This window comes from Sphingopyxis sp. GW821-FHT10B01, from assembly GCF_059415685.1.
On the sequence record NZ_JBWKNS010000005.1, the window covers coordinates 224,278 to 248,962 of the forward strand.

Consider the following 24,685-nt stretch of genomic DNA (forward strand, 5'->3'; position numbering starts at 1 on the left):
GTCGAGCCCCCTGAAACAGGCGGGCGCGGCCGGACTAACATGAAGGATGCGATCAGGCTGCGGGCTTGCCCTTTTCGGCATAGCGCCCGCGGACCAGACTTCCCTTCACCGCCTGCCCATCCTTGAGCAGGTTATAGACCGGGCATGTCGCCTCGACCGCCTGACGCAGTCCGTCGATCTCTGCTGTGGTCGCCGGGCTTTCGATATGCACGGTATATTTGATGTCCTGATAGCGCGGGGGTTGCGTGGCGCCTGAGCCGATACGCGGCGTGAGCTTGCCCTCGACCCGCACTTCGAGGCTGTCGAGCACGACCTGCTTGGTCGCGGCTTGAATCTCGAAGATGTGGGTTAGGCAGGTGCCGAGGACGCCGATCTGATGCTCCTCGACTGTCGGCGCGAGGCCATAGCCGCCAAACTCCTTGCGGCTGTCGTGGACGATCTGGAAATTGCCATCGCCGGTACGCGTCGTGCGGATGCCGGTCGCGGGTTCGACCGTCGCGACGGCGCGCAGCGCATAGGGCTTGGGCGGATTGGTCGCGGCGCGCTTATCACGGCGCAGGATTGCGCCGCGTTTCTCGACCAGGAAATCACGCAGGCCCGGAGGCAAGTCGGCGTCGCGCGTCGCCGGGCTGGGCTTGAGGATGATTTCGCCATGCGGAATCGGATAGCCCGCGCTGATCAGGTTGAGCACGGGGGAGGTTTTTTCGACCGCCTGCCGCAGACCTTCGAGCTGGGCATCGGTCGCCGGGGAGTCGATATAGGCGACGTAGGACAGGTTTCGCGGATAGGCGACCTTGCGCGCCTTTTCGGCCGAGGGATCGTCGGGATGGCTGGTAAACAGCACGTCGATGCCGTCGACCGGGATCTTCTGCGCCGCAGCCTGGATCGCAAATTCGTCAGCAATCGCGCTCGCGAGCACCGCGACCTCGGTATCCCACGAACCCGCGCCGAGATTATAACCGCCGAAATCGCGGCCGCTGTCGCTCAGATACTGGAAGTCGCGGATGCGGAGGCGGCGAACGCCCGAACGGCTTTCGGCGGTGACGCGCGCCTCAAGCGCCTGCGGCTCGGACTGCGTCTTAGACTGGCTTTCCTGAAGCGCCGCGCGGCGTTCGAGCTGGTCGCGAAGCGATCCCGGGCTGTCGGCGAAGGCCGCGGCCGAGGCGGCGATACCGATGAGCCCGGCGGTGAACAGAGCAGTGCGGCGGAAGGCTTTTCTGGAACGATGATCAGACATGATTTTCTCCTGTTTATGCGAGTTGGAAGGGTGGGTCGTCAGTCGATGGATGCGCGCAGCGTCACGCCGAGCCAGCGCGGAATGCCGGGTTTGTACTGGTTCCAGCTGGGCTTGAGCCCGGTGTCGACGTTGAAGACATTCTTCGCGACGAGGCTGACGTCGAAGCGGTTGTCCGGAAAGGCAAAGCCGAGCGACAGGTCGGTCACGCCCCAGAAGTCGGTCTTGGTGTACCGCGACAGGCTGGTGTCGGGATAATAGCCGCTCTGGAAATTATAGTTGAGATTGGCGTGGATGACGTGCCCGCTTTCGAGCGGGTAGGAAAAGTCGCCGAAGAGGTTTCCGCTCCATTTCGGCGCCCCCGCCAGCGTCTTGCCGCTCGCGTCATAATAGGCGCCCGCGGGATTGCTGCCGCCGAGCTCGCCGGGGTTTGCGGCGCGCGGAAAGCTGCGATAACGCGCGTCGGTATAGGCGCCCGCGAAACGCAGCGTTGTGTACGGGATGCCGAAATAGGCGACGTCGAGCTCGACACCTTTCGAGCGAACCTTCGGCACATTGCCGAGCGCCGAGAGATAGGCGGGCAGGCCGTTATTGTTCAGCGCCGTCTGCACCTCGTCATAGACGAAGCTCGGCTGGATATAATTGTCGATATCCTGCCAGAAGCCCGTCGCGCTCAACGACAGTGTGTTGTCGAACAGCAGCGAGCGGAAGCCGAGTTCATAGGCGTCGGTCTTCTCGGTATCGGCGGGCACCGACTTGCCGCCGAGCGCGGTCGCGCCGACGATCTGCGAAATGCCGGGCTTCTCGCCATGCTTGTACGTCGCATAAAGCGTGTGGTCGTCGCTGACCTTGTAGGTCAGGCCGGTTTCGATCGTCGGCAAAGTTGCCGAATATTTCTCGGCCTCGGTCCGCTGATAGAGCGCGCCGATGCGTGCGGCGCGGATCGACTTGGCGGCGCCGACCTGCGAGCGCTGAAAGGCGCTGAGCCCGCCATAGGTCGCGATGCCGAAATATTTCTGCGCGACGAAATCGGCGAGCGCGAGCTGGCTTGCATTGTTGGCGCCGGTAAGGGCCCCTGCCGCATTGCTGTTGAAGCCGTTCAGCGGGACATTATTGACGGAAGCGGGGTTGAGCTCGGTGCCGAAGCCGTTGGCCAATATGCCCGACTGCGACCAGCTTTGCCGTTCCTCGCGCGTGAAGCGGAGGCCCGCGCTCAGCGAGAGCCGGTCGGTCGCGTCCCAGATCAGGCTGGAGTAGGCGGCGTAGGATTCATTCTCGAACCGTTCCTTGCGCTGCGTGATCAAGCCGTTGACCGAATTGAGCAGCAGCGCGCGGCCGGCGGAATCGGTCGCGTTCGGCAGCGCCGGATTGACGGGGTCGAGCAGCGCATATTGCGCCGCGGTCGCATACCAGGCGCCGCCGTCCGAGCCGTAACGCTCGGTCTGGCTGTAGTTGGGAAAAGTGCCGTTGTAATAATAGAGGCCGCCGCGATAGCGCAGCCGCGAGCTGAGCTTCGCGTCGAGGCGGAACTCCTGGCTCCACTGCTCGAAACTCGTCTGCGTGCCGCGCGGCGCGCGCAGCCATTCGAACGGTGTGTGCGATCCCGCGCCTTGCGAGAATTCATAATCGCGCCAGCCGGTGATCGATCGCAGGCTGATTCCAGGCGCTAGGTCGAAACGAAGGTTCGCCGACGCCCCCTTGGTCGCATAGGTGTTCGGATATTCGCCGGCGGTGTTGATCTCCGATGCGTAATAGTCGTCGACGTTGTAATCCTGTTTCTGCGCGAACCAGCGGCGTTGGATGCGGCCGAAGGCGTCGTTGCTGTAATCGACGCGGCCGGGCTGGCCGGTCGCGGGATTGATCCAGTCGTAGGTTTCGGGCGTCTTGGTCGGGAAGGCGAAGCAATTTTCGCAAATCTCGCGGCCCGTCGGGGTGTAGTCGAGGCTGACGAGCGCCTCGAATTTCGGCGTTGGCGTGAAAAGAAGCTGCGCGCGGACATTGGTGCGGTCGGTGTTGCGCCAGCTATAGTGCGTATCATTCTTGTTCTTGAACGGCCCGTCGGCAGTCTCGCGATTGACGGTCAGGCGCACCGCCAGCTTGTCGTCGATGATCGGCCCGGTCAGTGCCGCGGTCGCGATGACGGTGCTGAGTTCGCCGAAGGTGACTGCCGCACTAGCAGAGGGCGTGAAACTCGGACGTTTCGTCTGGATCGAGATGCGGCCGAGGTTTGCCGCCTTTTCGCCGTCGGCGCCGACAGGGCCGCGTTCCACTTCGACGGTTTCGACATCGAGATAGTTGCTGAGCGCCGAGATCGAGCTGATGCCGTGACTGACGCCGTCGACCGAGACCCCGACGCTGGGGTCGAGCACCCCGGCGCCCGCCGCCCAGCCGACGCCGCGGATGAAGATCGAGGCGGTGTTGGGATTGTTCCACGACGTCCGGACGTTGCCGATCCGGTTCGCGATGTCGCGGAAGTTGTTGACGTGGAATTTCTCCAGTTCCTCGCCCGTTACGGCCGAGACCGACTTCGGCAATTCCTTGATCCGCGCCGCGGTCACCGTGATCGCGTCGACGAGCTGCGCATCGCCCACCGTCTCTTCGCGCTCTTGCGATATATAGGCCGAGCGGAACGGCTGCGGTTCGGCCGCGCGCTCGTCAGGGGCCGGGGTTGGTGCACTCACGCCCGCGGGCGCACCAATGGCAGCGCGCAGCCGCGCATTCTCGGCTTCGAGCAGGCGGTTCTTCTCTTTCAGTTCCTCGATCGATTGCGCTTGAACGGGCGCCGCGGCGATGGCTGACGCGCCCGCGAGAAAAAGGGCAAGAAGGCGTCCATTCCTGCTGCGCGCATGTACGGCCGTGCGGGCAGGGTGCCCGCTGGCCAATGTTCTTATGGTCATATTATGTCCCTGTTTCGCAAGGTGGGGAGAGAAGAGCGCGCGCGCTGCCTTGCGAACCGGCGCGACATGCTGGGTCGGCCGCGCCCCCGGGCACGGTCCTGAAGCAGGTTGGGCAAGTGGAAAAAGGATGTGCGAACGCACGCCGGAAGGCTCTTCCCGGTTGGCGCGCACGCGCCCTTTCCATTGCCAAAGATGTTAAGCGGGTCGCAGGTCAGCCGCAGCCAATCCAATGTCCCGTTTTGACGCGCGGCGTCAGATCTGGAGCGTATGGCGCATCGTTTTTTCCCCCTTGGTGTGGAATTACGAAGCCTTCCGGCGGTCCGGTGGACTGGCGCGCTTTGCGTTGGTGACGCGGAGCAATCTGCAGGTCAATTCCGCGGGATAGGGACGCCGGTGGTAACGCGGGATATCCCAATCCGATTAACTCAACTTATTTGATTGGGTTTTTCTGTCAAGTGGATAACCCGACCCGTTTGGAGAAATCATCCGTCAAAATCGGCAGTTTCACGCGACCCTGGCAGGCCGCCGTAACTGCATTGTGTCGGCGGCAAGATTTTCTTTTGCGCCTCGCCGTCGCTAGCGCGCTGGAGCATCATGCGTATCGCGGAGCAGCTGGAGCACCGCCTCGACCTCCTTCGGAGTTCCAACCGTAATGCGGACCCAGTCGGCGAGGGGCGGGAAGGCGCGGCCGATGCGGATGTTGCGCTTTGCGGCCTCGGTTCGCAGCGCGTCGGCGGCTGCGGCGCGGAAATAAACAAAGTTCGCCCGGCTGTCGGTGCGTTCGAGGCCGAGCGCGTCGATCGTTTGTTCGAGCCGCTTTCGCCCGGCGAGCGTCCATTCGCGCACGCGCGCGATATAGGCCTGATCGGCGAGTGCGGCCGATGCGGCGGCGAGATTGAGGCGGCTGAGGCTGTGCGGTGCGCCGATGCCGGCATCGCGTAGACCCCTGGCAAGCGGTGCTGGCGCGAGAGCATAGCCGATCGACAGGCCCGCCAGCCCATAGGCCTTGGCGAGGGTGCGAAAGACCAGCACATTCGCTCCCGCACGAAGCAGCCGGATCGCGCTCCGGCCGGCAAGATCGTCATATTCGAGATAGGCTTCGTCGACGACGACGAGCGTGCGCTTCGCCGCTTCGCCGATGAATCTGTCGAACTCCGCTCTCTCGTTGGTCGTGCCCGACGGGTTGTGCGGGTTGACGAGATTGACTGCGAGCGTGTCGGTGTCGATGGCCGCGAGGAGGGCCGGGAGGTCGTTTTCGAGCCGGGTGTTGAGTGGCACGGGCTTTCCAACCCCGCCGAGCGGCGCGGCGGCATCGACGAGCGCGGTATAACCGGGGGCCGAATAGACGACATTGCCGCCCCCGGGACGCTGGCGCGCGAGATAGAGGCCAAGCGGTTCCAGCACTTCGCCGATCACGACCTGATCGGACGTGACGCCTTCGATTGCGGCAATTTGCCGTACGAGGGCATCGACTTCATCCTGCTCGACGTAGCGCGCGATATTCCCGAGCTGGCTCTCAATCGCCTTTGCGACGCCGGGGGCAGGGCCGAAGGCGCTCTCGTTCAGGTTGAGCCGGACTGCGGCAGCTCCCGTGGTTTGGGCATTGCAGCATCCCGGCACCGCGGCAGCGGCGAGCGCGATGCCGCTCGCCGCCAGCCAATCGCGACGGGTAAAGCCGCCATGTCCTTCGCCGATCATCGCGCCCACCATCAGAAATTGAACCCGAGGCGGGCATAATAGAATGCGCCGCTGAAGCCAAAGGGCGAGAATTCGCTGTAAGGAAAGACGCCGAAGGTGTCGGCACCGGTCAGCGCAGCGGTCGTGGCGATATTCTTCGTTGGATAGATGTTGAAGATATTGTTCGCGCCGAAGGTCGCGGTGACGTTCGGCGTCACCTGACCGGTGAAGCTGAAGTCGGTGATCCATTTGGGCTTGAGTTTCTGGATGACATCGACATTGCCCGCGGCGCCCGACGCGGTCGGGATCGTGCGATAGGGCGTCGACTGCTGCGCGATCAGCGCGACGTTTGCCGGAGTCTGGTTGGTGAGCGCGACCTGCTCGACCCGGCCGTAGCGTGTGCCGCGCACGTCGAAGGTGATTGCGCCGATCTTCCAGTTTGCGCCGATCGCTACCTTGTCACGCGGCTGGCCATGTTCGAGGCGCGTCTGTTCGTTGATGTCGAAGATCGGCGTCGTGATGCCCAGCGCGGTGATCTGGCCGGGCGTCGCCGAGAGGCGGCGGATTTTCACGTCGTTATAGTTATAGGCTGCGGTCAGCTTGACCTCGCCCGCGTTGCCGAGGTCGACGGCATAGGCGGCGGTCACATCGACGCCTTGCGTGCGCGTGTCGACGGCGTTGGTGAAATAGCGCACCGAGGTCACGCCGGGGATACCGAGCGCGGCGAGATAGTCGCGGAGCGTCCGGCGGCCCGCCGCATCGACGAAGTTCGACGAGAGGACGATCTGGTCGTCGATATCGATATGATAATAGTCGATCGACGCCGAAAGCTTGCCGCTGGCAAAGGTCAGGCCTCCGCCATAGGACACGGCCTTCTCGGGCTTGAGATCCTGAGCGCCGAGGGCCTGCGCGAGCGAGGAGCCTACGGGCGCGGTCCGCACGAGGACAAACTCGGGAAAGCCGGTGTTGTTGTTGACGACGGTGCGCGAGCTCGTCGAGCTAAAATATTGCTGGGCAAGCGACGGGGCGTGGAAACCCGTACTCACCGAACCGCGGAGCGCAAAGCCTGCGGGGAGGGCGATGCGGGTCGAGGCCTGACCGTTCCAGGTGTCGCCGAAATCGCTGTAATCCTCATAGCGGCCCGCGAGATTGATGTTCCAGCCGTCGACCGGCTCGGCATCGAGTTCGGCAAAGGCTCCGATCGTGTCGCGGTTTGTGTCGATTGCATCGGCAGGCTGGATTCCGGCGAAACCTTGCGACCCGATCGTGGGCACGCCGCCCGCGCTGGGGCCGTCGAGGATGCGCGCCGGACCATAGGCATAGCTGTTCGGTTCGCCCGGGGTGATCTTATACGAGTCCTTCCGGTACTCGGCGCCGATTGCAAAGCCGACCGGATTGGCCAGGCCGACTTCGAAATCATGCGAAAGGGTGAGGTTGGTTGTCCACTGGGCGTTGGCAAACTTGCCGGCATAGAAGCTGGTCGGCGAACTCGTGCCGAGCGTCGCGTTGAGTGTGTTCTTGGGCCGGTAGGCGATGCTGTTGCCGCCGTAGACGCTCGACAGGTCCCACGCCCAGCTACCGAGATCGCCGCGGAGACCCAGCGCACCCGAATAATCGATGCTCTTGGTATCGATAAAGGGGAGGAAGCCATCGGGATAGATAGCGCGGACATTTTCATCCTGTCCGGCGCGGCGGAAGGACGCATTGGAATGCGCCTTGCTGACGCGGTAGCCGCCAAAGCCGTAAAGCTCGATACTGTCGCCGAGCGGCTTCTCGAGATTGACGATAACGCTCGCGTCCTTGAGATCGCCCTGATCGGCGAAGCGCCAGACTTTGCGATCGACGGTCGCTTCGCGCGGATCGAGCCGCGTCCCGGCGACACCGCCGGGCGGGTTCAGCCCAAGGCCGGCGCCGTAGCGCGCGGACAGCGGTTGCTGCGTCCCGGTCGGCGAGGTGCCAAAATAAAACTGGCGGGTGTCGGGAAGCGCACGGTTTGCGGCCTTATGGTCGCGATAATAGCCGGTCGCGTTGATGAAGCCGTCGTCGCCGAGCTTGATGCCGCCGCCGAGCGAGAATTCATAGGTGTCGCCGCCACCATCGTAGGTCGTGCCGGCGCTCGCGGATCCGTGAAGCGCGGTGTCATCGCGCAGCAGGATGTTGATCACACCCGCGATCGCGTCGGAACCATATTGCGCCGATGCACCGTCGCGGAGGATTTCGATGCGGCCGATCGCGGCGGCGGGAATCTGGTTGAGATCGGTCGGCGTCGACCCCTTGCCGATCGTGCCACCGGTGTTGACCCAGGCGGCTGTGTGGAGACGGCGGCCGTTGACAAGAACGAGCGTCGCGTCGGGCGAAAGACCCCGCAGGGTCGCATTGTGGATGTGGGTGTTGCCGTCGGGGGTGGTTGGCGTCGCGAAGGAAAAGCTCGGCGCGAGCTGGCGCAGGATCTCGGTCGTCTCCTGATAGCCCGACGCCCGGATGTCATCGCCCCGCAGGACGTCGATCGGCACTGGCGATGTCGTAGTGGTGCGCTCGGAGACGCGCGTGCCCGTGACGACGATGTCGGGCGAATCATTTGCCGGTGCGACCGGTGTTTGGGCGTAGAGCGGGAAGGGCAGAAGCCCGATGGAGAGCAGAATGGCTGTTTTGCGGGACATGGCGATTTCTCCTGTTGCCTGCTGCTCCCGTTACTCAACTAAATTAATAGACAAACAAAGATTTTCTACGCGCGGCTAAATCGAAGCCGGCGATTGCGCCACGGAACGACCGCTTTACCGGTCCCCGCGCGGGAAGGTCTGGTTGAGCTGGTCGGGAAGCTGGCAACGCAGGGCCAAAAAAAAGGGAGAGCAACGGGGCTCTCCCTTTTTTCTTTATTTGCCCCCGCTCACTTCATCTTGAAACGGACGCCGACGCGGAACGTGCGGCCCAGCAGATCCGAATAGGTGCTGTTCGCGGCCAAGCCGGTTTCGGGCAGCAGGATCGGACCGGCGTCGAACACATTGGTGACGTTGACGAAGAATTCGGCGTCGCCCTTGCCCATCGCGTCGAACTTGAACGTCGCGTTGAGGTCGACATAGGTCGCGCCGTCGATGCTGTTGTCCTCGTAGGTCGGAAACTGGTTGGTCGAGATCGGGCAGGTGGTCCCACACTCGACGCCCGTGGCATCGTACCTGCCGTCGCTCACGCCTCGCGCCGTCGCTGTCAGCGAGAAATCGTCGGTGTCGTAGCTCGCGGTGAAGCGGTAGATCCACTTCGGCGTGATCGATTGCGTGCCGGTGCCGACACCCAGCGTCCCGACGGAGTTGAGCGGCACGAAGCCGGGCACGCCTGTTGTGACGATGTTGTCGATATAGCGTGTCGCCAAGCCGCGCAGGGTGAAATTGCCCCCGGCGAGGGGCATGCGGTACGACGCTTCCAGATCGACACCGCGCATGACGAGGCTGGAGAAATTGACCGGCTGGCGGCTGATCAGGACGCGCGAGGGATTGGCCGGGTCGGGCGTGATCGCCGCGCAGAAGTCCGCCAGCCCCTCGAAACAGCGGTTGACGATGTCGTCCGCGCTGAGGCTGTCGATCGCGTCTTTCACCTTGACGTCAAAATAGTCGACCGACGCGGTGAAACCCGGAATGAAGCGGGGCGAGAACACCGCGCCGACGTTCCACGAATCCGCCTTCTCCGGGCTCAGATTCAGATTGCCCGTGATCGTGCCCAGGTAGGAGAGGCTGGAACCATAAGTGCCGGTCCCTGGCCCCGCTCCCGGGAAGAACGGGTTGGTGACGGTGGAGGTGTTGGCGGTACCCGCCTGGAACAGCTCGTTAAGATTGGGCGCGCGAATGTCGCGCGAGCGCGAGGCGCGCAGTCGAATGTCGTCGATGGGCTGCCAGGTCGCGCCCAGCTTCCATGTCGTGACATAGCCCGAGGTCGAATAGTCGGTGGCGCGCACCGCCCCGTTGAACTCGAGTCCAAAGCCCAGCGGCACGACCGTTTCGAGATAGGCCTCCTTGACGTCGTAGCTGCCCTTGCTGGGGCGGAAGTTGCCGACCGACCACACGCTGGTCGATGCGCCGGTGGCCGGGTTGAAGATGGGTTGGAACTCGGCGGGCACGAACCCGTCGATCTCCTCCTTGCGATACTCGGCGCCGATCGCGATGCTGACGTCGCCCGCCCAGGTGGCGAAAGGCGTGAGCGACAGGTTGGCGCCAACCACGGTCTGTTCGAGCGTCTGATCGCGGTACGGATCGCCGAGGATATAGTCGATCGCAGCGGGATCGGCGACGCCAATGCCCAGGAGGTTGAGCGGGCGGCAAGCGGGATCGTCATCCGCCGCGCTGGCGTTGACGTTGATCAGGCACTGGATCGAACCGACCGGGAGATTGTTGGGATTACCGGCCGGCGCGAACACGGCGGCGAGCGCGTTGTTTCTCTTCACCGTTTGCTGGATATTGGTCAGTTGCTCGTGCAACTCGGCGCGGCCGTACTGGGCATAGACGTCCCAGCTCGCCGGCTTTCCGAAAGCCTCGAACTCACCCTCTGCGCCGATCAAATAGCGCTGCACCTTGCGCTTGTTGTTCGAGCCGCGGCCGGGCAAGTCGACGGCGGTCGTCGCCAGCGTGGCGCTGGTCAGCCCCGCCAGGGGGGTCGGTCCGAGCGCATTATAGAGGAACGCGTTGCAGGTTGTCGGAGCCGCCGCTGCGGTCGCCGCCGTGCCGCAGCCCCTCGCGTCCAAGCTAAGGCCGGTCATCAGGTTCGGACCCGCGTTGAACAGTGTTTCCTGCCGATTGTACGAGGCCTGTGCGAAAAGCGTGACCCCGTCGCTGACCTCGAAGCTCAGCCGGCCGAAGAGGCCATAGCGGTCTTCTTCCGGGCTGAGGCCGATGCGGCGGCCCGAATCATTGATCTGCCAGTCGCCGCCTTGGGTCAACGACGGGGTGGACGAGCAGGCGGGCGAAGGGAAGGTCAAGGCGCCATACTGGTACTGGTTGATCGACCCGCCCTGTCCGAAATAGCTCCCGCACAGCCGTGAAGATGGCAGGGCGGATCCACCGGCTGGATTGGGGATGGTGCTGCCCGTGAGGAGCCCGCCCGGCGTCGAGTTCGCCGCGCCGACCTGGGTCCGGAGCAGGTACCGGGGCACGGTGCTGTTGGCCGTCCAGGCCGGATTCTGGATCCGCACGAAGCCGGTGTGGTTCCAGCCGCGATCGACCTGGAAGATGCCGTCCGTGTGGGCGATCTCGCCCGCCACGATCAGGCGGCCACGGCCATCGGCGAAGCCGAAGCCGGCGGCAATGTCCGCCGAATAGTTGAAGCCGTCGCCCTCTTCGGTCACGCCGGCATCGCCGGATAGCTTCAGCCCGCTGAAATTTTTGTTCAGGATGAAGTTGGTCACCCCCGCAACCGCGTCGGAGCCATAGGCGGCCGAGGCGCCGCCCGTGACCACTTCGACGCGTTCCACCAGTGACTGCGGGATCGTGTTGATGTCGACCACCCCGCTGGCGGTCGAACCCACGGACCGCCGCCCGTCGATCAGCACGAGCGTGCGTACGGTGCCCAAGCTGCGCAGGTTGAGCGCATTGATGCCGGCGATGCCGTTGCTGAGCTCAAGGCGCGAGTTCGACGGACGGATGGACGCCGCGAGTGCCGGCATCTGGTTGACGAAGTCCGCGATGTTGTTGGTTGGCGAGGTGTTCTGGATATCTTCCTGCGTCAGCACCATCACCGGGGTCGGCGCCTGGAAGCCGTCGCGCGTGACGCGCGAGCCGGTGACGATAATCTGGTCGGCGGGCGATGCTTCGGTGCTGTCTGCAGCGGCTGTCGCTTCCTGCGCCAGTGCCGGCGCTCCCTGAACCAGCGCCAATGCAGTCATCGCCGCGCCAAGGCGGCCATTGCGGCCGAGCGGCCGACGAATTCGTCCAAGATCACGCATATTAAGAGTCCCCTTTTTGTCCAAGAGCCGAACCGCACGCCGCCCTGTGCGTGCCCCGGCCGGTGCCGGGTTGGCTTGCCCTATTGTCCCACCTGACCGCGCGGCGGGCACTTGGCTCCGCCTTCTTATGTTTTCAGTGATGTCGTCGTACCGGTCCGGCGACCGGCGCGTTCAGGGCGCGCGGACAGCCGGTTCCATGACGGAGAGGTTACAGGGTGGTTACGGCCGGTCAACAGCTTCGCTATTACCCTGACTATATGGACATATAGCCCAAGGGAATGGGTTGCCGAATGCGTCGAGCCCGGATGCGGATAGCTTGCAGTTATAGGAGGCGGCCCGCTTGCTATAGCGCCGCGGCACCATGCTACGATACGTTTGGGTTTCGTTATCTTCAATCCTTATCGGGGAGGCCCTGTTGATCCAGCGCCGCGCATTCTTGCTGGCTTCCGTTGCGCTCGTTGCGATGCCGGGAAGCCTTTTGGCGAAACCCGGCTTCAAGGGCGGCGTGCGGACCGTGCAACTGTCCGGCGCGCGCGCGCCGGTTGAGGTCGTCGAAGACGAACTGGGTGTGCCGCATGTCCGCGCTGCCTCGCTGCACGATGCCTTTTTCGGGCAGGGCTATCTGGTTGCGCGCGACCGCCTGTTCCAGATCGATATGGAGATTCGCCGCGACATGGGGCGGATGGCCGAAGCCTTCGGACCGCGCTTTGTCGCGGCCGACAAAGCTGCCCGGCTCTTCCACTATCGCGGCGATGTCGAAGCCGAACTCGCGGCGCTGCCCGCCGACGTGCTGGAATGCGCGCGCGGCTATGTGGCCGGCGTGAATGCCCGCATCGACGAGCTGGCGGCCGACCCCGCACAATTGCCGCTGGAATATGGCATATTGGGAATCAGCCCGCTGCGCTGGGATATCCGCGATCTGGTACGGAACCGCGGAATCGGCATGGGCGACGCCGATGACGAGGTGCGCCGGGCGCAGCTTCAGGCGCGCGGTTTGGTCGATGCGGACCAGCTGATGGCACCGCTGCGTCCCGCATGGTCCTTTACCGTTCCCGAAGGGCTCGATTGTGCGGCGGTGAGCGACGCCGACCTCGGCATATTGGATCCGGCGACCCGGCCGATGGATTTCGATCCGGTTCAGGAGGCACGCTTCGACCCCGAAGAACGTTGGACGGACCGTTTCGCGCTGGGCAGCAACGCGTGGACGATTGCCCCTTCGCGCAGTGCGACGGGGCGGCCGATTCTCGCCAACGATCCGCATCTTGGCATTGGCCGCGCGAGTCCGCGGCACATGGTCCATCTCTCCGCCCCGGGACTCGACGTCATCGGCGCGGGCGCGCCGGGGCTGCCGGGCATCATGCAGGGGCACACCGATCGCTTTGCCTTCGGCCGCACCAATTTTCATATCGATCAGACCGATCTGTTCATCCTGCGCACCAAGGAAGGCGATCCGGGGCGCTATTGGCACAAGGGCAAGTGGAAGGCGTTCGAGACCTTCGAGTACGAGATTGCCATCAAGGGCGCGCCGCCCGAGCGCGTGACTTTGCGCTATGCTGCGGGGCGCCCGGTCGTGTCGCAGGATGCTGCACGCGACCGCGCGGTCGCCCTTGCTACGGTCAGCATGCTGCCGGGCGCGAACCAGCGGTTCGCAATCATTGCGATCAACCTGTCGAAGGACTGGGCGTCGTTACGGCAGGCGTGCAAGCTGCACGTGTCGCCGACCAACCTTCACTATGCGGACATTGACGGCAACACCGGCTGGCAGACGATCGGGTTCACACCACGCCGGCCGAAGCATGACGGGCTGTTTCCTGCACCCGGCGGCGGCGACTTCGACTGGACCGGTATTCTGCCGGTCGAGGATATGCCGCACGTCTATAATCCGCGTGAGGGCTGGTTCGCGTCGGCGAACCAGATGAACCTGCCGACGAGCTATCCCTATCGCGAGCGGATCATCAGCTTCAGCTGGAGTGATCCCTTCCGCTATGATCGCATCGCCGAGGTCCTCCGCGCTCAGCCGAAGCACCGGATCGAGGACAGCATCGCGCTTCAGCACGACGTCCAGTCGCTTCCCGCTCGGGCGCTGGTGAAGCTCCTCCCTGCCAGTCTTTCTGCAGAAGCCGCTCCTGCCGCTGCGCTGCTCCGGCGATGGGATTGCGGGATCGAGGCGGACAGCGCTGCGGCGCTGCTGTATGAAATGGTGATGCCGGCGCTGTCGTCGGATTTCCATGACCGGATCGTTCCGGCGGCGGCGCGCGATCTGATCCCGTCGGTCAACTTGTCGGAAATGCTGCGTATCCTTGCCTCGCCGGACAAGCGTCTGGGCGACGATCCCGCCGCAGCGCGCGATGCGCTCATCGACCGCGCGCTGGCGTCAGGCTGGAAAAAGGCGGTCGAACTGGGCGGCTCCGATCCGGCACGCTGGAAATGGGGCGACCTGCACCGCGTGACGATCGCGCATCCGCTGTCGTCGATCCCGGCGATCGCGGCCGCCTTTCCCAAGATCGAGGGCGGCCGGTCGGGCGGCGACGGAACCACGCCGATGGCGCGCGGCTTCAACGCCAAGCGCGGCTTCAACGTGTCGCATGGTGCGAGCTATTTGTTCGTCGCCGACGTCGGCGCATGGGACAACAGCCGCTTCCTGCTGCTGCCCGGCCAGTCGGCCGATCCCCGCTCACCGCGCTATCGCAACTTTTATCCCTTCTGGCTCGCGGGTGCGATGCAGCCTTTGTGGTTCAGCAAGGCCGCGGTCGAGCGGCACGCCGCCGCGCGGCTGATCCTCGCGCCCGCGCTATAGCGCCTCGGCGATCACGACCAGCGCGCGGTCGACCGCGGCGGTCGCCTGATCGTCGGTCCCGTCGGGCATATCGTTGGCGAGCACCGAAAAGACGAGCGTTCGCCCGCTGCGGGTGACGAGATAGCCCGACAAGGCGCGTGCTGCGTTGAGCGATCCGGTCTTGGCGAACAACTTGCCCTCAAGCGAAGTCCCCTTGAAGCGCCGCTGCAACGTCCCGTCGTGTCCCGCTATCGGCAGCGTGTCCCGCCACGCAGCGCCCCATGGTTGGCGCGCGACCCAGCTCAGCAGCCTGACGGCGGCGCGCGGCGTGATGCGATTATAGCTCGACATGCCCGACCCGTCCGAAAAGCTGTAGCTGGTCTCGGGTAACCCGACCTGTGTCATAACCTGTCGCATCACTGCCTGACCGTCGGCGATCGAGCCGTTGCCCGCCTGCCGCGCAACGCGCCGCAGCATCAGTTCGGAATGGAGATTCTGGCTCTCCTTGTTGATCCGTACCATATCCTCGGCCAGCGGCGGCACTGGCAGTTCGGCGAGCATCGCCGGCGCGGCCTGCGCGATCGCCGGTGGGCCCTTGCGGTCCGCTGCATCATAGGTGGGGGCCAGCGGCTGATGGCGTGCCACGACATCGCCGTCGACCCGAACCCCGCGCGCGCGCAGCAGGTCGCGAAAACGCCACGCAGCATAATGCGCTGGATCGTCGATGCCGAACCGGAGCGTGACCGTCGTGGCCTCGACACCGATCGTGCCGGTCAGGCGGAGCGTGCGGCTGTTCGGTGCGCGGACGGCGGCGATCGTCTCGGCCTTGCCCGGCACGGTGGTCACCTGATTGTCGATGTCATAATAGCCGGCCGCCACGCCCGCGGCGGCACCGACGGCGCCGGGCGCGATCTTTACCACCAGCTCATTGTCGTCGAGCGTCAGCGCCGACGTGCCGGTGCCATAGCGCGACTGGATATTGTTCCAGCTCATCCCCGGGCTCCAGCGCTCGTTGGGGTACCAGCTGTCGTCGCCGGTGACATGGCGGACATGGCGCGTCTTCGCCGCGACCGCGTCGGCCAGCGTCTGCAGGCAGTCGATGGCGCAATCATCGGCGCTCGACAGGCTGGCATCGCCGCGGCCGTGCAGGACGACGTCGAATATGCCGCCAGCGCCCGCCTCAAGCCGGACGCCCGTGCCCTTTGCGGTCCGCTGGAGCAGCGGCAGCTGCGCATAGGCGATCGCGGTCGTGAACATCTTGGTGTTCGACGCCGGGATGAAGCGCTGATCGGGGGCGACCGACACCAAAGTTTCGCCGTCCAACGTCGCGACCAGCACGCCATAGCGCGCGCCCTCCGGTCCGTTGGCGAGCTGTCGCTCGACCGCCGCCAGAACGGGACCGGCCCCGGCATCGGGCAAGGGCGTCCGGGCATTAGCCGGGGCGAGCGAAAGGCTCAGCGCAAGGGCCAGCGCACAGGCGTGGGTCTTCATCGATGCCGTCATAATGTCTCCCGTGCGTCCCAAGCTTTGATAACCCGCTCGCCCACCGCGGGGCGGAGGGCGGCGATGCCGCTGTCTGCGTGGCGGGTCGGATGGACCCGGTTGGTCAGCAGGGCCCAGGCGAGACCTCTTTCGAAGTCGATCCACAGGCCCGTCCCGGTGAAGCCGGTATGGCCGATTGTGTCGGCCGAGCAGGCCTCGCCCCCATGCCACCCCGTAAAGGCGCGCTCCCAACCGCACGTCCGATGCCCTTCGTGCGCGGTGCGCGTCTCGGCCAGTTTTGCGGGCGACAGCATCGATCCGTCCAGCATCGCGCGGGCGAAACCCAGCACGCCGTCGATGGTGCCGAAGAGTCCCGCATGCCCCGGCGCGCCGCCGAGCGCGAAGGCATTTTCATCATGCACCTCGCCCTTCATCACACGCCCGCGCCAGCTGCAATGCTCGGTCGCGACCGCGGGGCCGGGCGGCGGACCAAAGCCCAGTCCTTCGCCCAGCGGCCAGGCTGAAAGCGGCGCGCCGGTGATACGCTCGATCGCGATGCCGAGGAGGATGAAATTGATATCCGAATAGACCGGCGGTCCATGCCGCCATTCGCGCTGCAAGACGAACGCACGCAGCCGCGCCGGATCGTCGCCATAGGTATAGATGGGCTCGACCGCGGGCAGGAAAGTGCGGTGCATCAGGCAGTCACGGAAGGTCAGCCGGCGTTCGGCGGCGTCGGCAACGGCATATTGGCGGAGGTCGGGTATCGCATCGGTCAGCGGCCGGTCGAGGTCGATGCGTCCCTCTTCGGCGAGCATCAGGATCATCGTCGTGGTCGCGATCACCTTGCTGAGCGAGGCGAGGTCGAACCAGTGATCGCGCGTCAGCGTTTCGCGCCCGGGAACGAGGGCGGCCATTCCAGCGAGGCGCACCGCGCTCTCACCGTCGGCGCACACGACCCCCAAGGTCGCGCCGGGGATGCGGCCGCTTTCGACCGCTTCCAGCGCGGGTGCGAAGCCCCGTTCGCAAATTGCGTCGATCGTCATGTCCGTCCTTTCACGCGCGCGATCACGGGCAAAAGGAAGATTGCCGCGAAGCTGAGCGCGCCCGACAGTAAGAAAAAACCGTCATAGCCGATCTGAGTCTGCATCGTGCCCGATGCTCCGGCGAGCAGGCGCGGGAGCAGGAAGGCGAAGCCCGAGAGGAGGGCATATTGTGCCCCCGGATAATTCGGGCTGACCAGCATCGAGAGATAGATCACGAACACCGCGCCAGCGAAACCATTGCCGAACTGGTCGACCGCTACCGATGTATAGAGCACGAAGGAGGATGGCTCGCTGTGCCAGAGCCAGACATAGATCCAGTTGCCCGCCGCTGCGGTCACCGCGCCGATCGCCAGCGTCCAGGTGAGCGGCAGGCGTGTCGACAGCAAACCGCCCAGCGCAACGCCCGCCATGCTTGCGGACAGCGCAACGACGCCGTCCGCGACACCGATTTGCTCCAAACTATAGCCCGCTTCGTTCCACAATGGATGCGAGAGGGTGAGGGTGAGTACGTCGCCCATGCGATAGAGGGAGACAAAGGCCAGCACCGCGAGCATCGCATAACCATAGCGCCAGAACAGCTCGACATAGGGCGCGACGACGGCGGACATGGTCGCGGGTGCGCCCGCGGGCAAACGTCGGATGCGGGGCAGTGCGAGGGCCAGCGCTGCGAAGGGCAATAGCGCTATCGCCAAAACGACCGGCGTCACATTGGTCTTCGATGAAAAACCCGCACCTTGTACCGCGGACAACAATCCCCAGCCGACCAATGTGGTGACGAATGCGACAGCGAGCAGGATGAGCAGGCTGGCGAATGTGCCATAAACCAGCGCCCTCGCGCGGCCTGCGATGCCTTGCTGCTCGGGGCGCATGGCGGCGAGGATGGGAAAGGGCAGGAAGGCCGCGACCGCGATGACCAGATAGGCCCATGTCCAGTCGGTCCACGCCGCAACCAGTATCGCGCCGCTGCCCGCCGCGACCATCGCGCTGCGATAGCCCCATAAATTGGCGGCGACGACCGGCGCTTGTTCGGCCTGCGTCGGGGCAAGCTCGATGCGCCAGCCATCGGCGGCGACTTCCAGCGTCGTAGTCCAGAAGGCGAGCAGGATCGCGAACAGCGCGGTCAGCGGCAGGCTCTCGTCGTTCGATGTGAAGGCCATGGCGATCATCGACAGAAAAATGCCCAGCTGCGAGAGCATGATCCATCCCCGCCGGCGGCCCCAGAAGCGCGCGAATCCCGGCACATCGTACCGGTCGAGCAGCGGCGCCCAGGCGAATTTGAACGTCGGTAACAGTGCGATCCACGCGAAGAAGCCGATAATCACGATATCGACGCCATGCCGCGCGAGGCGGAGCGTCAGCACCGCGTTGAACATGTAGAAGGGCAGTCCGGCCGAAAAACCGAGCAGCAAATAGAGCCCAAGCAGGCGCCGTGGCGATGGCTTGGCCGGAGTGTCGTATACGCCGACCGGATGCGTCGCTGTCACGACAGATGCGCTCATGCGGCCTTATCCGGCTCGATGGCCTGTTCCCAGCGGGCCACCACCGTCGTGACCGTCAGATTGGCGCTGGCGCTTGCCACCGTTCGGGTCATGTCAAGCAACCGGTCAAACGGCAGGATGAAACCCACTACCAGGGCGGTCTGCTCGGGCGTAACGCCGACCGAGGAGAGGACCGCGGCGAGCATGAACAGCGACGCCGACGGGATGGGCGCCGTACCGAACGCAGCGAGGGCGCCCGTCAACAGGACGATCGCCAGCATCGGCAGGTCGGGCTCGACACCGACCGCCTGCAGCGCGAAGATGCTGAGCAGGCCCACATACATTGCGGTACCGTCCTTGCCGATGCTGGCGCCGATCGGCAGGACCGTCGAAGCGACGCCGGGCGCGATGCGCAAGTCTTCATGCGCGATGCGGAGTGCGACGGGCAGGGTGGCCGCGGACGAGGCGGTCGAAAAGGAAACCGCCAGCGCATCGATGATCTTGCGGTAGAAGCGGAGCACAGGCTGCTTTGCGACAAAGGCGATCAGCGGCAGATGGACGAGCAGGATCTGAAGGATCACCCCCGCCGCGACGCCGACCGCCAGCCAGCCGATATGGGTGAACACCGCGACGCCGTTATCGGCCACCGCCTTGGCGATGAGGGCTAGTACGCCGAAGGGGGTGATTTCCATCACGATCCGCACCAGGTGGAACAGCACCTGGCCGGCGGATTGGAGCAAATCCGCCATCGGGCGGCCCTGATCGCCCGCGAGGATGACGCCGAAGCCGAACAGCATGGCGAAGAAAATGATCGCCAGCATGTCGCCTTCGACCAGCGATTGCACGATATTGACGGGGACAATGCCGATCAGCTGGTCGTGCAGCGACTTCGCCTCGCCCAGCGCGTGGGGAACGGCGGCGCCAAGCGCGGCGCCCTTGCCCGGCTCGAGGAGCAGGCCGACCGCGATGCCGATCGACACCGCACAGACGGTGGTCGCGGCGAACAGCCCGATCGTGCGCGCACCCACCGACCCCAGCTTGCGCGGGTCGGCGAGCGCGGTGACGCCCGACGCGATGCTGATGAACACGATGGGGACGACGAGCATCCGGATCAGCCGGACGAACAATTCGCCGACAAAGGCGATCGCGGAGGTCGCCGCGGGCCAGGCAAGACCGAGCAGCACGCCGATCACCATGGCACCCACGACGCGTTGCCACAGCGGTACCGCGAACCAGCGGCGAAGCATCCCTGTCATCGATCCATTTGCCCCGATCGTATCAAATCCCGCCCCAGAAGCCGGGCTGTGGCGGCGATAGCAAGCCTTTCGTCCCGCTCACCCCGCCGATGCGATCCTCTGCAAGCCAGAGCGGTCCGTCAAGGTCGACAAAGCCGCTGTTCGCCGCAACGGCCCACGCCGGTGCGATCGACAGCGAGGAACAGATCATGCATCCGGTCATCACATCCAGTCCGCGCTGACGCGCGGCCTGCGCGAGGCCCTGCGCGGCGGTCAGCCCGCCCGCCTTGTCGAGCTTGATGTTCACGACGCGATAGCCGTCGGGCAGGCTATCGAGATCGGCCGCGACATGGACCGATTCATCGGCGGCAATCGGGATCGCCGACCGGAAACCGGCAAGGTCGCCGTCGGCGTCGGCGGGCAGCGGCTGTTCCAGAAGGTCGATGCGCAAATCGGTCATCAGCCCCTGCAGGCCGCGGACCTCGTCGATGGTCCAGCTCTCGTTGGGATCGACGATCATGCGCGGGCGCGGCGCGGCGGCGCGGACCGCCGTCAGCAGCGTAGCGGGATCGCCGCGGTCGACCTTGATCTTCAGCAGGGGCGCATCGGCAAGCGCCGCCGCTGCCGCTGCCATGCGGTCGGGGGTGTCGAGGCTGATCGTCATCGCGGTGACGATCGGGCGGAGCGGCCGTTCCAGGTCGAACGCCGCCGCGATATCGCTGCCCGCCATCCGCAGTTCCAGATCCCAAAGCGCGCAGTCGACGGCGTTGCGCGCGGCACTGGCGGGCATCCGCTCGATCAGTTCCTGCCGACCAAGCCCCTGCTCGAGTGGTTCGCGCAGGGCCTCGATCGCGACGATCGCACTTTCGACGCTCTCGCCATAGCGGGGATAGGGAACGCCTTCGCCGCGCCCGGTGATGCCATCCCGGGTAATGGCGACGGTCACGACCTCGGCGGCGGTCTTCACCCCGCGTGAGATACGAAAGGGGGTGCTCAGCGGAAACGTCTCGCCAGCGACGGTCAGGGTGCGTTGCATAGCCGAAGGGTCAGGCGGTTGCGGCGAGGGCGGGCGAGCTGGCGTCCGTATCCAGCAGCCGGTCGAGGATCGTTTCGACGCCAAAGCGATACGGGTCGCTGGCGGGCAAGCCGAGTTCGGCCTCTATCCGGGCGCACAGCGCAATCGCTTCGTCCTCGGGCAGCGCCGAGGTGTTGAGCGCGATGCCGACCGCCCGGACATCGGGATTGGTCAACCGCGCGGTGCGCAGATTCGCCTCCAGACATTCGGCAAGGTCGGGCAGGGCATAATGCGGCAGACCGCGCATGTGCGCGCGCACCGGATCGTGGCAGAGGACCAGCGCGTCGGGCTGGGCGCCGTGCAGCAGGCCCGTCGAGACGCCGGCGAACGACGGGTGATAGAGCGAGCCCTGACCTTCGATCAGGTCCCAGCCGTCATCGCTGCGCGCGGGCGAAATCTGCTCGATCGCTCCCGAGATGAAGTCGGCGACCACGGCATCGAGCGGGACGCCGTCGCCGGCGATCAGGATGCCCGTCTGTCCGGTTGCGCGGAAATCGGCGGCCACGCCACGCTTTTCGAGCGCGCGCGCCAGACAGAGCGTTGCGTACATCTTGCCGACCGAACAATCCGTGCCGACGGTGAGCAACCGCTTGCCCGCGCGCCGTTTGCCGTTGCCGATCGGGACGTCGGGCCGAGGTACGCGCACGTCGTGCAGGGTGCGGCCGAGCCGCGCTGCAGCCTCGACCAGCTGCGGTTCGTCGTTCAGTCGCTGGTGCAGGCCCGAGGCGACGTCGAGGCCTGCTTCCATCGCGGCCAGCGCATCGTCGACCAGATCGTCGCCCAGCTTGCCGCCGGCATTGGCAATGCCCAGTACCAGCGTCCGGGCGCCTGCGGCGCGCGCCGCGGCAAAGTCCATGCGCGGCAGATCGAGCGTCAGCTGGCAGTCGTCGTGGCGGAACTCGCCGACACAGATGTCGGGCCGGAAAACCGCAAGCCCGCGCGAGGTCTTGATGCCGATCTCGTCATTGCTATGGCCGAGGTAGAGAAGATAGGGCGTGTCGATCATGGATCCGGGAAACCTGCGTAATGGTAAGAAGGGGCAATATTATCGCCACCTGCCGCAACGCCCCAATATCTAGCGCCCCATCTCCTATAGCCTGATGCTATAGTCCCTCGATCACCGTCGCGAGGACGGCGAGGAATGCCGAGGCGGTTCGCGATGGCGGGCGGTTCTGCAGATAGACTGCGTTGATGTCGAACGTGATCGCTGGCTGTAGAGGCCGGCTCGCCAGACCGGGGGGCAGCGCGGCATGCGCGGTGAAATTGTCGACGATCGCCATGCCAACCCCTGCGCCGACCAGCGCCGCCGCGACATAATAGGTGCGGGCCGAAACCACCTCGTCCAGCTCGACCTCCAGCCGGTTGAGTTCGCTGGACAGCATCCGCCCGATCGGGCCGCTCTGCGCCGGGCTGATGAACTTTTGCCCGCACAGCTCGTCGAGACGCAGGCGCGGCGGCGCGTCGGGCATATCTTCTTCGCGATAGATAACCACCAGCTCGCCCTCGCCGATCACCTGATGGGCGACCGGGGCCGAAAGCGGCACCTCGAAACTGATCGCGATGTCGGTTTCATGTTCATAGAGTTTGCGCACCATTTCATCATGGTGCAGCGTCTGGAGATCGAACATGATGTCCTGATGATCGCCCAGAAACTGTGACACGGCTGCCGGGATCGCGCCGAGGCCCAGCGAGGGGAGGGCGGAAATGCGGAGCAGTCCCCCACGTCCGTGGCGCAAGTTCTGGCAGGCTTGCCGCAGCGATCGTACGCGGTCCTGAATGTCGGACACTTCGGCGAACAGGGTGTGCGCGTCCTCGGTCGGGATCAGCCGCCCCTTCGACCGTTCGAACAGGGTCAGGCCGATCGAACGTTCGGCGTGGCGCAGCACTTTTGTCACCGATGGCTGCGACACGTTGAGCGACCGCGCGGCGGCGCTGACCGTGCCATGCAGGAAGACGGCGTGAAATATTTCGATCTGGCGCAGGTTCATCCTGTTACGATCCCGGGGCTGCGGCCGTGGGGTATCGGATTGCCCCTTGTTTGGCCGGATATTTGCGGCGTATCGGGGCTCTATGCCATCGGGTTATAGGGGGTGCAACAACACTCTCTGGACGCGGAGCGCCTGTTCGCGACATTTCGTCGCCGGAATAATATTGACGGACGGTCTGTGCCGAATGCCGTTCGCCGTCATTTTCGCAGAAGGATATCGTCGATGCCGCTACCGCTTGCTTCGCTTTCCGTTCGCCGGACGATCGGTTCGATTTCGGCGGCTGCCGCGCTGCTCTGCGTCGCCGGAGCCGCGGCGCGAACCGACGAGACGGTCGATGTGATCATCCGCGGGGGGACGATTTATGACGGCAGCGACGGCAAGCCCGTTGTCGGCGATGTCGCGATCCGGGGCGACCGGATCGTCCATGTCGGTCGTTCGGGCCGCTATTCGGCGGACAGGATCATCGACGCAAAGGGGATGATCGTCGCGCCCGGCTTCATCGATCCGCACACCCATCCCGACAGCTTCATCCGCTCGCCGGACAAGGCGATGCGCGTCAACGCGGCCTGGCTCAACCAGGGGGTGAGCACCGTGATGATCGGGGTCGACGGGTCGGGCACGCCCGATGTCGCCGAAGATGCGGGCAAGCTGGCGGCATCGGGGATCGGGACCAACATCGTGTCGTTCGTCGGTTTCAGCGCCGTGCGTCAGCGGGTGCTTGGGCAGGATGCGCGCGCGCCAAGCCCGGCGGAACTCGATGCGATGAAGGCGTTGGTGGCCAAGGGTATGTGCGAAGGCGCGGTGGGCCTGTCCACCGGACTATTCTATGCGCCGCAGAGCTTTGCCACCACCGCAGAGGTGGTGGCGGTGGCGCGCGAGGCGGCGACCCGCGGCGGCCTTTACGACACCCATCAACGCGATGAATCGAGCTATAGCATCGGTCTGCTCGGATCGGTGAAGGAAGCGATCGAGATCGGGCGGCAGGCGGGAATGCCGGTCCATTTTGCCCATCTGAAGGCGCTGGGCGTCGACGTTCATGGACAGGCCGGCGCGGTGATCGCCGCGATCGATGCCGCGCGTAAAGCGGGTGTTGAGGTGACCGCCGACCAATATCCCTGGCTGGCGTCGGGATCGAACCTCGACGCGTCGCTGCTGCCGCGCTGGGCGGTCGACGGCGGCGGAGCGGCCTTGCTGAAAAGGCTCGACGATCCCGCCACGCTCGCGCGGATCCGGGGCGAGATGCAGGAAAATCTTCGCCGGCGCGGCGGCGCGGGCGCGCTGCTCCTGATCGCGCAGGGCTTTCCGTGGACCGGACAGACGCTGGAGCAGGTTGCGGGCGAATGGAAGATGGACAGCCGCGATGCGGCGCTGCGCATCATCCGGCTGGGCATCGAGGCGAAGGATCAGGGAGAGAGGAGCGGTGGCACCGCGGTGGCCTCCTTCAATATGGCGCAGGCGGACGTCGACTTGCTGATGCAGCAACCGTGGATGGTGACATCGTCCGACGGATCGGACGGCCACCCGCGCATGTTCGCGACCTTCCCCGAAAAATATGTGCGTTATGTTCGCGAGCGAAAAGTCATCGACCTGCAGACCTTCATCCGCCAATCGACGGGGCGCACCGCCGACATCTACAAGCTCGACCGGCGCGGCTATCTGCGCCCGGGCTATTTCGCCGACGTGCTCGTCCTCGATCCCGCCGGATATGCGCCGCGCGCCGACTATGTGCGCCCGCGCGAACTGAGCGTCGGCGTGCGGAAGCTGTTCGTCAACGGCGTGCTGGCGGTCGATGACAGCCGCGCAACGGGCGCCGTCGCCGGCCGCGCGCTGTTGCGGTCGCCGCCGACCGGTTGCACCGGGCGGCGTTGAAC

General features: G+C 65.1%; 14 protein-coding genes. 2 read left to right on the forward strand and 12 right to left on the reverse strand.

Going from position 1 to position 24,685, the window contains the following annotated elements:
- Positions 1-52 precede the first annotated feature (52 nt).
- The 5 genes from AC07NV_RS16565 to AC07NV_RS16585 form a co-directional block, all read right to left on the reverse strand.
- Positions 53-1,237 (reverse strand): OsmC family protein, encoded by a 1,185-nt coding sequence (locus tag AC07NV_RS16565; RefSeq protein WP_495167484.1) that lies wholly within the window; start codon positions 1,235-1,237, stop codon positions 53-55.
- Positions 1,238-1,275: 38 nt separating this feature from the next.
- The gene (locus AC07NV_RS16570) at positions 1,276-4,116 is read right to left on the reverse strand and encodes a TonB-dependent receptor (protein WP_495167485.1); all 2,841 of its coding nucleotides are present in this window, start codon (positions 4,114-4,116) and stop codon (positions 1,276-1,278) included.
- A gap of 591 nt (positions 4,117-4,707) precedes the next feature.
- On the reverse strand, positions 4,708-5,841 hold the full coding sequence (locus tag AC07NV_RS16575; protein WP_495167486.1) for a pyridoxal phosphate-dependent aminotransferase: 1,134 nt from the start codon (positions 5,839-5,841) through the stop codon (positions 4,708-4,710).
- A complete protein-coding gene (locus tag AC07NV_RS16580; protein ID WP_495167487.1) occupies positions 5,841-8,468 on the reverse strand; it encodes a TonB-dependent receptor plug domain-containing protein in 2,628 nt (875 codons plus the stop codon). The genes AC07NV_RS16575 and AC07NV_RS16580 overlap by 1 nt, the downstream gene beginning before the upstream one ends.
- A 227-nt stretch (positions 8,469-8,695) precedes the next feature.
- Entirely contained in the window at positions 8,696-11,734 is a 3,039-nt protein-coding gene (locus tag AC07NV_RS16585) for a TonB-dependent receptor plug domain-containing protein (RefSeq protein ID WP_495167488.1), read from the reverse strand.
- Between the two features lie 415 nt (positions 11,735-12,149).
- On the opposite strand from AC07NV_RS16585, the gene AC07NV_RS16590 reads away from it, so the two are divergent.
- A complete protein-coding gene (locus AC07NV_RS16590; protein ID WP_495167489.1) occupies positions 12,150-14,531 on the forward strand; it encodes a penicillin acylase family protein in 2,382 nt (793 codons plus the stop codon).
- Here the strand turns inward: AC07NV_RS16590 and dacB are convergent.
- From dacB to AC07NV_RS16625, 7 genes are all read right to left on the reverse strand, one after another.
- Positions 14,526-16,013 carry a D-alanyl-D-alanine carboxypeptidase/D-alanyl-D-alanine endopeptidase gene (gene dacB / locus AC07NV_RS16595; RefSeq protein WP_495167490.1) on the reverse strand — a complete coding sequence of 496 codons (1,488 nt, stop codon included), beginning with the start codon at positions 16,011-16,013 and terminating at the stop codon, positions 14,526-14,528. The genes AC07NV_RS16590 and dacB overlap by 6 nt on opposite strands.
- Positions 16,010-17,038: a serine hydrolase domain-containing protein gene (locus AC07NV_RS16600; protein ID WP_495167491.1), complete on the reverse strand. Its 1,029-nt coding sequence runs from the start codon at positions 17,036-17,038 to the stop codon at positions 16,010-16,012. The genes dacB and AC07NV_RS16600 overlap by 4 nt, the downstream gene beginning before the upstream one ends.
- On the reverse strand, positions 17,035-18,537 hold the full coding sequence (locus AC07NV_RS16605) for an MFS transporter (RefSeq protein ID WP_495167492.1): 1,503 nt from the start codon (positions 18,535-18,537) through the stop codon (positions 17,035-17,037). Before AC07NV_RS16605 ends, AC07NV_RS16600 begins: the two co-directional genes overlap by 4 nt.
- A complete protein-coding gene (locus tag AC07NV_RS16610; RefSeq protein ID WP_495167493.1) occupies positions 18,534-19,772 on the reverse strand; it encodes a dicarboxylate/amino acid:cation symporter in 1,239 nt (412 codons plus the stop codon). The genes AC07NV_RS16605 and AC07NV_RS16610 overlap by 4 nt, the downstream gene beginning before the upstream one ends.
- Positions 19,773-19,794: 22 nt before the next feature.
- Positions 19,795-20,787, reverse strand: a complete 993-nt coding sequence (gene dgcA, locus AC07NV_RS16615; RefSeq protein WP_495167494.1) for an N-acetyl-D-Glu racemase DgcA — start codon at positions 20,785-20,787, stop codon at positions 19,795-19,797.
- A 10-nt stretch (positions 20,788-20,797) separates the two neighbouring features.
- On the reverse strand, positions 20,798-21,832 hold the full coding sequence (dgcN, locus tag AC07NV_RS16620) for an N-acetyltransferase DgcN (protein ID WP_495167495.1): 1,035 nt from the start codon (positions 21,830-21,832) through the stop codon (positions 20,798-20,800).
- A gap of 97 nt (positions 21,833-21,929) precedes the next feature.
- On the reverse strand, positions 21,930-22,814 hold the full coding sequence (locus AC07NV_RS16625; RefSeq protein ID WP_495167496.1) for a LysR family transcriptional regulator: 885 nt from the start codon (positions 22,812-22,814) through the stop codon (positions 21,930-21,932).
- 222 nt (positions 22,815-23,036) lie between these two features.
- Between AC07NV_RS16625 and AC07NV_RS16630 the strand changes: the two genes are divergently transcribed.
- Entirely contained in the window at positions 23,037-24,683 is a 1,647-nt protein-coding gene (locus AC07NV_RS16630) for an N-acyl-D-amino-acid deacylase family protein (RefSeq protein ID WP_495167497.1), read from the forward strand.
- Positions 24,684-24,685 lie beyond the last annotated feature (2 nt).

Coding starts and splice junctions, on each gene's coding strand:
- AC07NV_RS16565 (WP_495167484.1), bottom strand. CDS start 1,237: ATGTCTGATCATCGTTCCAGAAAAGCCTTCCGCCGCACTGCTCTGTTC.
- AC07NV_RS16575 (WP_495167486.1), bottom strand. CDS start 5,841: ATGGTGGGCGCGATGATCGGCGAAGGACATGGCGGCTTTACCCGTCGC.
- AC07NV_RS16580 (WP_495167487.1), bottom strand. CDS start 8,468: ATGTCCCGCAAAACAGCCATTCTGCTCTCCATCGGGCTTCTGCCCTTC.
- AC07NV_RS16585 (WP_495167488.1), bottom strand. CDS start 11,734: ATGCGTGATCTTGGACGAATTCGTCGGCCGCTCGGCCGCAATGGCCGC.
- dacB (WP_495167490.1), bottom strand. CDS start 16,013: ATGACGGCATCGATGAAGACCCACGCCTGTGCGCTGGCCCTTGCGCTG.
- AC07NV_RS16600 (WP_495167491.1), bottom strand. CDS start 17,038: ATGACGATCGACGCAATTTGCGAACGGGGCTTCGCACCCGCGCTGGAA.
- AC07NV_RS16605 (WP_495167492.1), bottom strand. CDS start 18,537: ATGAGCGCATCTGTCGTGACAGCGACGCATCCGGTCGGCGTATACGAC.
- AC07NV_RS16610 (WP_495167493.1), bottom strand. CDS start 19,772: ATGACAGGGATGCTTCGCCGCTGGTTCGCGGTACCGCTGTGGCAACGC.
- dgcA (WP_495167494.1), bottom strand. CDS start 20,787: ATGCAACGCACCCTGACCGTCGCTGGCGAGACGTTTCCGCTGAGCACC.
- dgcN (WP_495167495.1), bottom strand. CDS start 21,832: ATGATCGACACGCCCTATCTTCTCTACCTCGGCCATAGCAATGACGAG.
- AC07NV_RS16625 (WP_495167496.1), bottom strand. CDS start 22,814: ATGAACCTGCGCCAGATCGAAATATTTCACGCCGTCTTCCTGCATGGC.
- AC07NV_RS16630 (WP_495167497.1), top strand. CDS start 23,037: ATGCCGCTACCGCTTGCTTCGCTTTCCGTTCGCCGGACGATCGGTTCG.